Here is a 12,982-nt window from a genome sequence, read left to right as displayed (position 1 = left end):
GCTGGCCCCCATGGGTCACGACCACGGGCACGCCGCCGGCCGCGCCGAGGACCGAAGCCGGCTGCGGTTCGTCCTCGCCGTCACGGCCACGGTCATGGTGGTCGAGCTGGTCGGCGCCTGGCTGGCCGGGTCGCTCGCGCTGCTGGCCGACGCCGGCCACATGGCGACCGACGTCGCCGCGATCGTGCTGGCGCTGGGCGCGTCGTACGTCGCCACGCTGCCGGGCGGGCCGCGCTCCACGTTCGGCTACCACCGCGCCGAGATCCTCGCCGCGCTGCTGAACGCGCTGGTGCTGCTGGTCCTGTGCGGCTACCTGCTGTACGCCGGGATCGGGCGGCTGGCCGATCCCGCGGACGTCGACGCCGGACCGATGATCGCGTTCGCGGCGGTCGGCCTGGTCGCCAACGGCGTCTCGATGCTGGTGCTCAGCCGGTCGGAGACCGGCTCGCTCAACCTGCGTGGCGCGGCGACCGAGGTGCTCGGCGACCTGCTCGGCTCGCTGCTCGCCGTGCTGGCGGGCATCGTCATCCTCACCACCGGCTGGCACCAGGCCGACGCGGTCGCCTCGCTGCTGATCGCGGTGCTGATCCTGCCCCGGTCGCTGGTGCTGCTGCGCGACTCGGCGGTCGTGCTGCTCGAGATCGCCCCGCACGACCTCGACCTCGCAGAGGTCGAGCGCCACCTGCGCGCGATGCCCGGCGTCGTCGACGTGCACGACCTGCACGCCTGGACGATCACCAGCGGCATCCCCAGCCTGTCGGCGCACGTCACCGTCACCGACGAGGCGCTGGACGAGCACGGGGTCGGTGGCATCCTCGACCGGCTCTGCGCCTGCACGGTCGACGACTTCGGGGTCCGGCACGCGACGTTCCAGGTGGAGCCGGTCAGCCACCGCGAGCACGAGGACCTCGGCGAGGCCCACTGAGCGACGCCCGGGGCGACGGCACTCCGGCTCACCCCGCCTGCGCCGCCAGCCGCACGTGCGTGCCGGCGGCGCCGTAGCCGTCGTACCCGCCCCGGCGCTCGAGCAGCTCCACGTGGAAGCCGGTGGGCAGCGGCAGCGTGAACGCGTGCAGCAGCTCGCCGCCACCCAGCCGGTCGTAGAGCAGCTGGTGCTCCCGCAGCTCGGCCAGCATCTCCGGGTCCAACCCGAAGCGGGCGTCGAGGTCGACGTAGTAGTTGTCGGGCACCGGCATCAGCGCCACCCCGCGCGACCGCATCGCCCGCACCTGCGCGGCCACGTCGCCGCAGGCGAACGCGACCTGGGTGATCCCCGAGCGCCGGGGCCGGCCGGGCCGGACCTCCTCGACGTTGAGCACCACGCGCAGGTCACCGTCAGCCGGCCGGAGCGCCCGGCTGCGCAGCCGGCCATGCGGCTCGATGAACTCCTCCACCGACCCCGGGGTCAGGTCGAAGAGGGTGCGGAAGAACGCGACCTCCTGGTCGAAGTGCTCGGGAGGTACGGCGACCGCCACGTGGTCGATCCCGAGCCAGCCGGCATCGATCTCGGCTTCGGCACCGGGACGGGCGTCGGGATGCGCGTCGGCGTCGGACGGGTCGAAGTCGCGCTGCCAGTCGTCGGCCGCACCCGGCTCGGCGCTCACGAACACGTGCAGGCCAGAGGGGGAGGTGATGCCCGGCAGCAGCGCCTCGCCGGCGCCGCGGGTCCGGTCGACCGCCGGCCACAGCAGCGCCTTGGCGCGCGCGGCCACCGCCTCCACCGCGGGCGCGGCCACCCCGAGCGCGTGCGGCAGGGCGCCGGCCGGCTGCGGGGTCTCGTTGACCACCACCTGCGCCCGGCCGTTGCGCCACCGGGTCACCGGCTTGCTGCGGTGCCGCCCGGCGACGCCGAAGCCCAGCGACTCCAGCAGCGCCGGGACGCCGGGGCCGGCGGTGACCTCCAGGAACGCCGCGTCGGCGCGCGGCGGCGGTGGCGGGGCACTGGCGAGCGAGGCACTGGTGATTGGGCCGTCGACGACCACGGCCAGCTGGTCCTCGAGGAAGATCAGCGAGCGCATCGCGTCCCGCGCGGTCCCGGCCGGATCGGCCTCCCGGACCGCGTCGCTGAACACCTCCAGCGAGAGCGGGCCGCGGTAACCCGCACGCAGCACCGCGGCCACCACGCCGGTGACGTCGAGCGTGCCCTGGCCGGGGAAGCACCGGAAGTGTCGGCTCCACTCGAGCACGTTCATGTCGAGCAGCGGCGCGTCGGCCACCTGCAGGAAGCCGATCCGGTCGCCGGGCACGCCGTCCAGCGCGGTGCCGTCGTCGCCGCGGGCGAGCAGGTGGAAGGTGTCGACCGCGAGCGTGACCGCGGGGTGGTCGGCACGGCGTACGACGTCCCAGGCATCGCCGACGCGGTTCAGGTTCCGACCCCAGGCGAGCGCCTCGAACGCGACCGTGACGCCGTACGACGCTGCGAGCTCGCCGACCCGGCGCAGCTGCTCGGCGGAGAGGTCGCGGTCGTCGCGGGCGTCGGCGCCGACGTGGGAGCAGGCCAGGAACGTCGTCACGCCGAGCTCGGCCATCACCTCGAGCTTGGTGCGGACCCGGTGCAGCACCGCGCCGAACCGCTCCGGGGCCACCCCCTCGAGGTCGCGGACCGGCTGGAACAGGTCGATGGTCAGCCCCAGGTCGGCGCAGCGGCGGGCGACCTCGCGGGGGCTCAGCGGGCTGGCGACCAGGTCGTTGTCGAAGAGCTCGATGCCGTCGAAGCCCGCCGCGGCGACCGCGGCGAGCTTGTCGGCGAGCAGCCCGCTGAGCGAGACGGTGGCGATGCCCTTGCGCATCAGGCGGTCAGCTCCCGGAAGTGCCGCGACATCCGGTCGGCGTCCGGGACGCGGCCGGTGAAGTACTCGAACGCGCCGACGGCCTGGTGCACCGCCATCCCCCCGCCGGGGACGACCCGGCAGCCACGGGACCGGGCGAGGCGGATCAGCTCGGTCTCCAGCGGGAAGTAGACGATGTCGGAGACCCACAGCCCGTCGTGGACCAGCCGGCCCGGCACCGCCGTACCCGGGTGGCCGAGCATGCCGATCGGGGTGGCGTTCACCAGGCCCTGCGCGTCGGCGAGGGCGCGCTCCAGGTCGGAGACCGCGGTGACCCGGTGGTCGCCGAACCGCTTCGCGAGCCGCACCGCGCAGGCGTCGGCCCGGTCCCGGTCGGCGTCGAGGACCGCCACGTGCGCGGCGCCCTGCTCGAGCAGGCCGTAGCCGACCGCGACCCCGGCGCCGCCGGCGCCGACGAGGACCACCCGGTCCTCGACGGCGTCCGGGAGCTCCTGCCGGAAGGCCCGGCCGTAGCCGGACCAGTCGGTGTTGCGGCCCAGCGCCCGGCCGTCGCGGAAGACCACGGTGTTGACCGCGCCGAGGTCGGCGGCGTCGTCGGAGAGCTCGTCGAGCAGCGGCACCACCGCCTGCTTGAACGGGTGGGTGATGTTCAGCCCGTCGAAGCCCAGCCGCCGGGCCCAGGCGAGGACCTCGCGGAGGTCCTCGGCCCGGAGACCGGTCTGCGCGGCGTCGATGATCCGGTAGCTCAGCAGCAGCCCGGACTCGCGGCCCTCCCGCTCCTGCATCGCCGGGGTGAGCGAGGCGCCGATGCCGGCGCCGACCAGGCCGAGGAGGTACGACGTCTGCTCGGCGCCCGGCGCCCCGACCGGGGGGGTCACGACGCCGCGCCGACCGTGACGGCCCGGGCCTCGACCCGGGCGGCTGCGCGCCGGCCGACCTCGCGGGTGGGGACCCGGTGGGTGCCGGACGGGCCGCTGAGCACGGCGATCGCGGAGATCAGGCAGGCGCCGGCGGCGAAGGCCGCGACCTTCCACCAGTTGTCGGCGTCGCCGCCCATGAGCGCACCGGCGATGGTGGGCGTGAATCCGGCGAGAGCGAAGCCGAACTGGGTGCCGACGGCCATCCCGGACAGCCGGACGCTGGTGGGGAAGTACTCCGCGTAGGTGGCCGGCCACACGGCGTTCGGCATCGAGTACACGACGCCGGCCAGGGCGACGCCGAGGACGAAGGTCAGCGGGACGTTGCCGGCGTGGATCGCGGCGAGGAACACGACGACCAGCACGGCGCTGCCGAGCAGGCCGGAGACGAAGACCGGCTTGCGGCCGACGCGGTCCGAGAGGCGCGCCCAGTAGGGGATGGTGGCGATGGCGACCAGGTTGGCGACGATCGCGAGCCAGAGCATGGTGGTCGAGCTGATGCCGATGCCGTAGTCGTCGGAGGTGGCGAAGTTCAGCGCGAAGACCTGGAAGGTCGTGTTGACCATCGCGATGAAGGCGGCGAAGAAGACCCGCAGCACGCCGCGCCAGTGGTGGCGGAAGAGCAGCCCGAGCGGGGTGTGCGAGGCCGCGGTGGTCATGTCGGACTCGGCCTCGAACTCCGGGGTCTCGTCCAGCGTGCGGCGGATCGCGAAGCCGATCAGCACCACCAGGGCGCTGAGCCAGAACGGCACCCGCCAGCCCCACGCGAGCAGCTGGTCCTCGGGCAGGACCGCGGCGAGCGGCAGGAAGACCGCCGGGGCGAGCACCTGGCCGCCCTGGGTGCCGCTGAGCGTGAAGCTGGTGAAGAAGCCCCGCTTGTCGTCGGGGGCGTGCTCGAAGGACATCGAGTTGGCGCCGGCCTGCTCACCGGCGGCGGAGAGGCCCTGCAGCAGGCGCAGCAGCACGAGCAGCGCCGGGGCCAGCAGGCCGACCTGGTGGTAGGTCGGCAGGCAGCCGACCAGGAAGGTCGAGCTGCCCATCAGCAGCAGGGTGCCGACCATGACCTTCTTGCGGCCGAGCCGGTCGCCGATGTGGCCCATGAAGAACGAGCCGATCGGGCGGGCGACGTACGCGACGCCGAAGGTGGCGAAGGCGGCGATGGTCGCGGCGGAGTCGTTGCCCTCGGGGAAGAAGATCTTGGGGAAGACCAGCGCGGCGGCGGTGCCGTAGATGGCCAGGTCGTAGTACTCCAGGGCGCTGCCGCTCCAGGCGGCGAGCGCCGCCTTCTTCGGCGTACGCCGGGTGGTGTGCTGCTCGGTCATGTCGGTTCCTTCGGTCTCACCCTGCTGGTCCAGGGGGCTTGCCGTCGAGTGTCGAAGTGGCCGCCGTCACATGGCAAGCGTTTGCCATTTCTTGCCATAGACTGCTGTCCGTGGCCACTCCCCAGCCTCCCGAACGGCGGGCAGAGCGTCGCCGCCGCGCGACCATCACCGACGTCGCCGAGGCGGCCGGGGTTGCCGCGTCGACGGTCTCCCGGGCGTTCACCCGGCCCGGGCGGGTCAACCAGCACACCCGCGACCACGTGCTCGCGGTGGCCGAGGAGCTCGGCTACACCCCCAACCCGGCCGCCCGGGCGCTGGAGTCCGGGCGCACCAACACGCTCGCGCTGCTGGTCCCCGACATCACCAACCCCTACTTCGCCGGGGTGATCAAGGGCGCCGAGCGGGCGGCGGCCGCCGCGGGGCTGACGCTGGTGCTGGGCGACACCCAGGAGAACCCGGCCGCCGAGGAGCAGCTGATCCGCCGGCTCGGCCCGGCCGTGGACGGCTTCGTGCTGAGCGCCTCCCGGCTGCCCGACGACGAGCTGCGCCGGGCCGCGGAGCTGAACCCGATCGCCCTGGTCAACCGGGCCACCCCGGGCGTCGCGTGCGTGGTCGCCGACTACGACAACGGGACCCGGCAGATCGTCGACCACCTCGCCTCGCACGGCCACCGGTCCTTCGTGTTCCTCGGCGGGCCCGCGGAGTCCTGGTCGGGGGCGCGGCGCTGGGCCGGGCTGCGCGCCGCCGCCGAGGTGCACGGGATGACGACGGCGAGGTTCGGGCCCTACTTGCCGACGCTGGCCGGCGGCCCGGCCGCCGCGGACGCGGTCCTGGCCGCCGGGGCGAGTGCGGTGGTCGCCCACAACGACATGCTCGCGATCGGGGTGATGCTGCGGCTGGCCGAGCGCGGGGTGGACGTGCCGGGCGAGGTCAGCGTCGTCGGCTTCGACAACATCGTCGGGTCGGACTTCTGCAGCCCCGCGCTCACCACCCTCGCCGAGCGCACCGAGGACGCCGGCGCCCGCGCGGTCGAGGCGCTGGTGCAGCAGGCGCACGCCCGCGCCTCGGCACCGGCCGCCCGGGTGCTGCCGACGCAGCTCGTCGTACGCCGCTCCTCGGGGCCGGCGCCGGGCTCGCGACCCTGAGGGTTGTCAGGGAGAAGTGGCACCTGTCAGGTGGCCGTCCCCCTGACAGGTGCCACTTTCCCCGGTCAGCCGGGGAAAGTGCCCAGCCCCGCAAGTGCCGCCCCGACTACCCCCGCTGCCCTCGCGGATGCTCATCCGCCCTCGCCCGACCGGGCCGCGTCCGACTCGGCCGCCGCGCGCAGCCGGACCAGGGTCTCCTCGATGCCTCGCTGGTTGCGTCCGGGGAAGCCGGTGACCTCGATGAACTTCGTCCACACCGCGTTGTAGCGCGAGTAGTCGAAGCTCTCGGTCACCCGGGTGCCGCCGTCGGCGGGCTCGAGCTCGTAGCGCCAGCGGTGGCCGCCGAAATGCCGCCACGCGATCCGGCGGTCCTCCTCGAACTCCACGACCCGGTTCCGGATCTTGTACGGCAGGCCGAACATCTTCATGTCCATCCCGAACTCGGCGCCCTTGGCGAGGCGCTCGGGGCCCGAGACCCTGCCCTGCAGGGTGCCGGAGCCGTCGATCCGGGGATGCTGCCGGGGGTCGGCCAGGATCGCGAAGACGACCTCGGGCGGCGCGGCGACCGTCGTGCTGGCGGAGACGATGCGAGAGCTCATGTCCCGACCCTAGGCGGGTGTCCCGAACCGGGGCCGCTGGATTGGCCCCGGCCCACGGCCCCCCGGTAGGTTGTGCCCGAGCCCGTTGTGGTCCCGATCACAGAGCGCACCACCCCCGCGCCGCTGACCGGATCCCGCCGATCGGCAAGTGGAGACCCCGCGACGCCGATGACCTCGAAGGAGTGCACGTGACCCAGTCCGGAAGTCCTGGCTTCGGCCCCGACCTGGTGGAGGTCTTCGGACCTTCCCAGCAGGACGGCGGCCCCGAGCTCGTCCAGCTGCTCACTCCGGAGGGTGAGCGCGTCGAGCACCCCGAGTTCAGCTTCGACCTCGACGACGAGGCGGTGCGCGGCTTCTATCGCGACATGGTCCTCACCCGCCGCATCGACACCGAGGCCACCGCCCTGCAGCGCCACGGCGAGCTCGGCATCTGGGCCCAGCTGCTGGGCCAGGAGGCCGCGCAGATCGGTGCCGGCCGCGCGCTGCGCCCGCAGGACTACGTCTTCCCGACCTACCGCGAGCACGGCGTCGCCTACTGTCGCGGCGTCGACCCGCTCAACCTGCTCGGCCTCTTCCGCGGGGTCGACCACGGCGCCTGGGACCCGAACGAGAACAACTTCGGGCTCTACACGATCGTCATCGGCGCGCAGACCCTGCACGCCACCGGCTACGCGATGGGCATGCAGCGCGACGGCGTCGTCGGCACCGGCGACCCGGACCGCGACGCCGCGGTGATCGCGCACTTCGGTGACGGCGCCTCCTCGCAGGGCGACGTCAACGAGGCGTTCATCTTCGCCGCCTCCTACAACGCGCCGGTCGTGTTCTTCTGCCAGAACAACCAGTGGGCGATCTCCGAGCCGATCGAGCGCCAGACCCGGATCCCGCTCTACCAGCGGGCCCTCGGCTTCGGCTTCCCCGGCGTCCGGGTCGACGGCAACGACGTGCTGGCGACGTACGCCGTCACGCAGGCCGCGCTCCAGCGCGCCCGGGACGGCCAGGGACCCACCTTCGTCGAGGCCTACACCTACCGGATGGGCGCGCACACCACGACCGACGACCCGACCCGCTACCGGCTCTCCGACGACGTCGAGCACTGGAAGCTCAAGGACCCGATCGCCCGCGTCGAGGTCTACCTCAAGCGCAACGGCCTGGCCGACGACGCGTTCTTCGAGGCCGTCCGGCAGGAGGCCGAGGACCTCGGCCACCACCTGCGGGAGGGCTGCAAGGCGCTGCCGGACCCGAAGCCGCTGGACATGTTCGACCACGTCTACGCCGAGGAGCCCGAGGAGCTGCGCATCCAGCGCGAGGGCTACGCGGCGTACCTCGAGAGCTTTGAGGGGAGCCACTCGTGAGCAACCAGAAGATCACGCTCGCCAAGGGCCTCAACATGGGGCTGCGCAAGGCGATGGAGGACGACCCCAAGGTCCTCGTGATGGGTGAGGACGTCGGCAAGCTCGGCGGCGTCTTCCGGATCACCGACGGCCTGCAGAAGGACTTCGGCGAGGACCGCGTCATCGACAGCCCGCTCGCGGAGTCCGGCATCGTCGGCACCGCGGTCGGCATGGCGCTGCGCGGCTACCGCCCGGTGGTCGAGATCCAGTTCGACGGCTTCGTCTACCCGGCCTACGACCAGATCGTCTGCCAGGTCGCGAAGATGCACTACCGGTCCAAGGGGCGCAGCAAGATGCCGATGGTGATCCGGATCCCGTTCGGTGGCGGCATCGGCGCGGTCGAGCACCACAGCGAGTCGCCGGAGGCGCAGTTCGCGCACACGCCGGGCCTGAAGGTCGTCGCGTGCTCGAACCCGGTGGACGGTTACTGGATGATCCAGCAGGCCATCGCCAGCGACGACCCGGTGATCTTCCTCGAGCCCAAGCGGCAGTACCACGCCGACAAGGCCGAGCTCGACGAGTCCGCGACCCCGGAGCCGCTGTTCACCTCGCGGGTCGTCCGCCAGGGCACCGACGTCACCGTGCTGGCCTACGGGCCGACGGTGAAGACCGCCATGAAGGCCGCCGAGGCCGCCTCCGGTGAGGGCAAGTCGCTGGAGGTCATCGACCTGCGCACGCTCTCGCCGCTGGACATGGGTCCGGTCCTGGAGTCGGTACGCCGTACCGGCCGCGCCGTCGTCACCCACGAGGCGCACGTCAACCTGGGCATGGGGTCGGAGCTGTCCGCCCGGATCACCGAGGAGTGCTTCTACTCCCTGGAGGCCCCGGTGCTGCGCGTCGGCGGGTTCGACACGCCGTACCCCGCCTCGCGGATCGAGGAGGACTTCCTCCCCGACCTCGACCGGGTGCTGGACGCCGTCGACCGCTCGCTGAGCTTCTAGGAGCCCCTTCATGTCTGAGTTCAAGCTGCCCGACGTCGGCGAGGGCCTCACCGAGGCCGAGATCGTGGCCTGGAAGGTCAAGGTCGGCGACGTCGTCGCGATCAACGACATCATCGTCGAGATCGAGACCGCCAAGTCGCTGGTGGAGCTGCCGTCGCCGTTCGCCGGCACCGTGCTGGACCTGATGGTGCCCGAGGGCGAGACCGTCCCCGTCGGCACGCCGATCATCGCGATCGGCGACGCCTCCGCGGCGCCGGCCGAGCCGGCGCCCGAGGCGGCTCCGCAGGCCTCGGAGGCGGAGATGGACCTGTACAACCCCCGCGCCTCCGGTGGCGGCGAGGGCGAGAGCCTGGTCGGCCGCAACAAGGTCGAGCGCGGCGCGGTCCGCCGTCAGCGCCGCGCGGCGACGCCGGGGGTGGCTGTCGGCGCGAGTGCCGCCCACGTGCAGACCCAGGGCGCCTTCGAGCCCGGCCCGACGCCGGACGTCGAGGACTCCGACGAGCCCGCGGTCCCGGCCACCTCGGCCCGGCCGGCCGCCGCGCGCGAGCAGGCGCCGGCACTGGTCCCGTCCGCGGCCACCACGCCGTCGGAGGCGCGCGCGCTGGCCAAGCCGCCGGTGCGCAAGCTGGCCAAGGACCTCGGCATCGACCTCGCGCAGGTCTCGGCCACCGGGCCGAACGGCACCGTGACCCGCGCCGACGTGGAGGCGGCCGCCGGCTCGGGAGAGACGTCATACGCTCCGGCCGCCCCGGCGACCACCTCGTACGACGTCCCGGCCGGCGAGCGGGAGACCCGCGAGCCGATCAAGGGCGTCCGCAAGATGATGGCCGGCGCCATGGTGCAGTCGGCGTTCACCGCGCCGCACGTCACCGAGTGGATCACCGTCGACGTCACCCGGACGATGGAGTTCGTCGACCGGCTCAGGACGCGGCGCGAGTTCCGCGAGGTCAAGGTCTCGCCGCTGCTGGTGCTGTCCCGCGCGGTGATGCTGGCGATGCGGCGGACCCCGGAGATCAACTCGTTCTGGGACGAGGCCGCCCAGGAGGTCGTCTACAAGTCCTACGTCAACCTCGGCATCGCCGCGGCGACCCCGCGCGGGCTCGTCGTGCCCAACGTCAAGGACGCGCAGGACCTCTCCCTGCTCGAGCTCGCGGGTTCCCTCAACCAGCTCACCGCGACCGCGCGCGAGGGCAAGACCCAGCCGGCCGAGATGAGCGGCGGGACCTTCACGATCACCAACGTCGGCGTCTTCGGCGTCGACGCCGGCACCCCGATCATCAACCCGGGCGAGTCGGCGATCCTGTGCTTCGGCGCGGTCCGCAAGCAGCCGTGGGTCGTCTCGAACGGCCGCGAGGACGAGCTGGCGATCCGCCAGATCACCACGCTGGCGCTCTCCTTCGACCACCGGCACATCGACGGCGAGAAGGGCTCGCGCTTCCTCGCCGACGTCGCCGGCATCCTCGAGGACCCCGCCTCCGCCCTGCTGTTCTGACCCTGCCGTTCGAGGGCGACCCCGTCGCTCGTCGAGGGCTCAGCGCGCCGACCCGTCGTCAGCTGACGACGGGTCGGCGAGCTTTTCGACTGCGGCTGGGCGGCGTATCTGCGGCGGGCTGGGGTAGGACTGGGGCGTGACTGTGCACGGTGGCCACCCCGCGCCCGCGGAGATGATCGGTCCCTACCGCGTGGGCCGGCGGCTCGGGGGCGGCGCGATGGGCGTGGTCTTCGAGGCCGTCGACACCGGGCTCGACCGCCGGGTGGCGCTCAAGGTGATCTCGCTGCACCTGGCCGACGACCCGGACTTCCGGGCCCGGTTCACGCGCGAGGCGCAGGCCCAGGCCTCCCTGGACTCCCCGCACGTCGTGCACGTCTACGCCCACGGCGAGGCCGACGGGCGGCTCTACATCGCGACGCAGCTGGTCCCCGACGGCGACCTCGGGATGATGCTGCGGGCCCACGGTGCGCCGCCGCCGCGGATCGCCCTGGACCTGATCGCCCAGGTCGCCGCGGGGCTCGCCGACGCCCACGCCGCCGGGCTGGTGCACCGCGACATCAAGCCGGCCAACGTGCTGCTGCGTCGCCGGGAGCGCGACACCGCGGCGTACCTCGCCGACTTCGGGATCGCCCGCCAGGTCGGCGCGGAGCAGACCCGGCACACGGTCGGCGCGATCGGGACGCCGAGCTACATGGCGCCCGAGCTGCACACCGGAGGGACCGCCGGGGTCGCCAGCGACGTCTACTCGCTCGGGTGCCTGCTGTGGGCCACGGTCAGCGGGAGCGCGCCGTACGCCGGCACCTCCGACTACCAGGTCGTGTCGGCCCACCTCGAGCAGCCGGTGCCGCAGCTCGACGGCACCAGCCCGCTGGTCGAGGGGGTCAACCGGATCCTGCGCACCGCGATGGCCAAGCGCCCGGAGGAGCGCTACCCCTCGGCCGCCGCGATGCGCGACGAGCTGCGGGCGGCGCGCGGGCTGTCCGACCAGGCGCCGGCTGCCGCCCCCGGGCCACGCCGCCGGCCCCGCGCCGCGGTGCTGGTGGGTCTCGTGGCGCTGCTGGTCACGCTCGGCGTCGCGACGGCGTACGCCGTGACGTCCGGTGGCGGGGAGGAGCCGACGCCGCCGGTGGTCGACGACTCACCGACCGCGGCGCCGACCTCGCCCCCCACCTCGGCGCCCACCTCGCCGTCGGCTACCACCGGCGCAACCTCGGCGTACGAGGAGAAGGACGAGAAGAAGGCGGCCCACGAGTTCGCCGTGGCGCTGAAGGAGCAGGGGCTCATGGACGGCAAGCAGTCCGAGTGCGTGGCCGACGCGCTCGTCGCGGACGTCGGGCTCGACACGCTGGTCGCGCAGGGCTTCTTCGACGAGGAGCTGAGGTTCCTCGACCCGGACCTGGGCGACGAGCCGCAGCTGAAGGAGGCCCTCACTGCCGCCACGCTCCGCTGCCTGGCCGCCCCCTGAACCCCACGAGGACCGGCAGAGTCGGGTCGGCTCAGCGCCGGCGCCGCATCGCCGACAGCTTCGTCGCGACGCCGGCCACCTTGTCGAGCACGCCGAGCGCGATCGGGCTGACCTGCGGGCCCCGGGGGGCGAGCGGGTTCAGCAGCGCGTCGGTGCCGCCGTCGACGAAGAGCACCGAGCCCACCACCAGGCTGGCCGCGTCGGAGAGCAGGAAGCCGATCGTGGCCGCGACCTCCTCGGGCCGGCCCGGGCGGCCGAGCGCGCTCGGGTAGGCGTCCGCGAACACCCCGAGCTGCGGGTCCTCGCGCAGCCGGTCGGTCATCGGGGTGGCGATCAGCCCGGGGGCGACGGCGTTCAGCCGGACCCCCGCGCCGGCCCAGTCCTGCTTCACGCCCTCGCGGCGCACCCAGTAGGCCAGCGCCGCCTTGGTGGCCGGGTAGACGTGGACCGCCTCGAGCTCCGCCGCGGCGGCCCGCGCCGCCGCCTCGCCGTCGCGCAGGCAGGCGGTGGCCACCTCGGAGCTCCAGCCGGGCTGTGCGGTGATCGAGTTGGAGGCGAGCACGACCACCGCGCCGTCGCCGGCCGCGGCCAGCTGCGGACGCAGCCCGGTCACCAGCGCCACGGCGCCGAAGAAGTTCACCGACACCACCGCCTGCGGGTCCACGCCGGTCAGCCCCGCGATGCCGGCCGCCGGGATCACCCCGTGCACCACGTCGGTCAGGTCCTGGACGCCGGCCACCGCGGCCGCCCGGCCCGCCGCGGTCGACAGGTCCGCGACCACGTCCGCCTCGTGCAGGTCCACGGTGATCACCCGGTGCCCCTGCTCGCGCAGCAGCACCGCGGTCGCGGCGCCGATCCCCGAGGCGGCCCCGCTCACGACGTACGTCCTCATGGGCCAGAACTGTAACGCGTTCTAGTGAC

11 protein-coding genes are annotated in these 12,982 nt (G+C 73.5%); 6 read left to right on the top strand and 5 right to left on the bottom strand.

All coding sequences use genetic code 11. From position 1 onward, the window contains the following. Positions 1-10: 10 nt before the first annotated feature. Positions 11-925 (top strand): cation diffusion facilitator family transporter, encoded by a 915-nt coding sequence (locus tag ABD268_RS14690; protein ID WP_344153610.1) that lies wholly within the window; start codon positions 11-13, stop codon positions 923-925. Between the two features lie 28 nt (positions 926-953). Here the strand turns inward: ABD268_RS14690 and ABD268_RS14685 are convergent, their stop codons facing one another. From ABD268_RS14685 to ABD268_RS14675, 3 genes are read right to left on the bottom strand one after another with little or no spacing between them, the layout of a single operon-like run. Next, the gene (locus tag ABD268_RS14685; RefSeq protein WP_344153606.1) at positions 954-2,789 is read right to left on the bottom strand and encodes a sugar phosphate isomerase/epimerase and 4-hydroxyphenylpyruvate domain-containing protein; all 1,836 of its coding nucleotides are present in this window, start codon (positions 2,787-2,789) and stop codon (positions 954-956) included. Then, complete coding sequence (locus tag ABD268_RS14680) at positions 2,789-3,667, bottom strand: shikimate dehydrogenase (protein WP_344153603.1); 879 nt, start codon at positions 3,665-3,667, stop codon at positions 2,789-2,791. The genes ABD268_RS14685 and ABD268_RS14680 overlap by 1 nt, the downstream gene beginning before the upstream one ends. Further along, positions 3,664-5,028: an MFS transporter gene (locus ABD268_RS14675; RefSeq protein ID WP_344153600.1), complete on the bottom strand. Its 1,365-nt coding sequence runs from the start codon at positions 5,026-5,028 to the stop codon at positions 3,664-3,666. The genes ABD268_RS14680 and ABD268_RS14675 overlap by 4 nt, the downstream gene beginning before the upstream one ends. 110 nt (positions 5,029-5,138) lie before the next feature. Here ABD268_RS14675 and ABD268_RS14670 point away from each other — a divergent pair, with 110 nt between their 5' ends. Beyond that, positions 5,139-6,173 carry a LacI family DNA-binding transcriptional regulator gene (locus tag ABD268_RS14670; RefSeq protein ID WP_344153597.1) on the top strand — a complete coding sequence of 345 codons (1,035 nt, stop codon included), beginning with the start codon at positions 5,139-5,141 and terminating at the stop codon, positions 6,171-6,173. A 131-nt stretch (positions 6,174-6,304) separates the two neighbouring features. Here ABD268_RS14670 and ABD268_RS14665 read toward each other — a convergent pair whose 3' ends face one another. Next, positions 6,305-6,772 (bottom strand): SRPBCC family protein, encoded by a 468-nt coding sequence (locus tag ABD268_RS14665; RefSeq protein ID WP_344153594.1) that lies wholly within the window; start codon positions 6,770-6,772, stop codon positions 6,305-6,307. Between the two features lie 188 nt (positions 6,773-6,960). Here ABD268_RS14665 and pdhA point away from each other — a divergent pair, with 188 nt between their 5' ends. From pdhA to ABD268_RS14645, 4 genes are all read left to right on the top strand, one after another. Beyond that, the gene (pdhA, locus tag ABD268_RS14660) at positions 6,961-8,124 is read left to right on the top strand and encodes a pyruvate dehydrogenase (acetyl-transferring) E1 component subunit alpha (RefSeq protein WP_425573734.1); all 1,164 of its coding nucleotides are present in this window, start codon (positions 6,961-6,963) and stop codon (positions 8,122-8,124) included. Beyond that, a complete protein-coding gene (locus ABD268_RS14655; RefSeq protein ID WP_344153591.1) occupies positions 8,121-9,104 on the top strand; it encodes an alpha-ketoacid dehydrogenase subunit beta in 984 nt (327 codons plus the stop codon). The genes pdhA and ABD268_RS14655 overlap by 4 nt, the downstream gene beginning before the upstream one ends. Positions 9,105-9,114: 10 nt before the next feature. Then, positions 9,115-10,596 (top strand): dihydrolipoamide acetyltransferase family protein, encoded by a 1,482-nt coding sequence (locus ABD268_RS14650; protein WP_344153588.1) that lies wholly within the window; start codon positions 9,115-9,117, stop codon positions 10,594-10,596. A 136-nt stretch (positions 10,597-10,732) separates the two neighbouring features. Beyond that, positions 10,733-12,061, top strand: coding sequence for a serine/threonine-protein kinase (locus ABD268_RS14645; RefSeq protein WP_344153584.1), 1,329 nt, complete (start codon positions 10,733-10,735; stop codon positions 12,059-12,061). 31 nt (positions 12,062-12,092) lie between these two features. On the opposite strand, the gene ABD268_RS14640 is transcribed toward ABD268_RS14645, so the two are convergent. Continuing rightward, positions 12,093-12,953 carry an SDR family oxidoreductase gene (locus ABD268_RS14640; protein ID WP_344153581.1) on the bottom strand — a complete coding sequence of 287 codons (861 nt, stop codon included), beginning with the start codon at positions 12,951-12,953 and terminating at the stop codon, positions 12,093-12,095. Positions 12,954-12,982 lie beyond the last annotated feature (29 nt).

The sequence above is a fragment of the Nocardioides koreensis genome (assembly GCF_039531775.1).
GTDB lineage: Bacteria > Actinomycetota > Actinomycetes > Propionibacteriales > Nocardioidaceae > Nocardioides > Nocardioides koreensis.
Note: the sequence above shows the minus strand (reverse complement) of the source record. Positions and strands in the feature narration are given on the sequence as shown.

Excerpts from the sequence above, each read along its gene's own strand:
- ABD268_RS14690 (WP_344153610.1), top strand. The coding sequence starts at position 11 with ATGGGTCACGACCACGGGCACGCCGCCGGCCGCGCCGAGGACCGAAGC.
- ABD268_RS14685 (WP_344153606.1), bottom strand. The coding sequence starts at position 2,789 with ATGCGCAAGGGCATCGCCACCGTCTCGCTCAGCGGGCTGCTCGCCGAC.
- ABD268_RS14675 (WP_344153600.1), bottom strand. The coding sequence starts at position 5,028 with ATGACCGAGCAGCACACCACCCGGCGTACGCCGAAGAAGGCGGCGCTC.
- ABD268_RS14665 (WP_344153594.1), bottom strand. The coding sequence starts at position 6,772 with ATGAGCTCTCGCATCGTCTCCGCCAGCACGACGGTCGCCGCGCCGCCC.
- ABD268_RS14650 (WP_344153588.1), top strand. The coding sequence starts at position 9,115 with ATGTCTGAGTTCAAGCTGCCCGACGTCGGCGAGGGCCTCACCGAGGCC.
- ABD268_RS14640 (WP_344153581.1), bottom strand. The coding sequence starts at position 12,953 with ATGAGGACGTACGTCGTGAGCGGGGCCGCCTCGGGGATCGGCGCCGCG.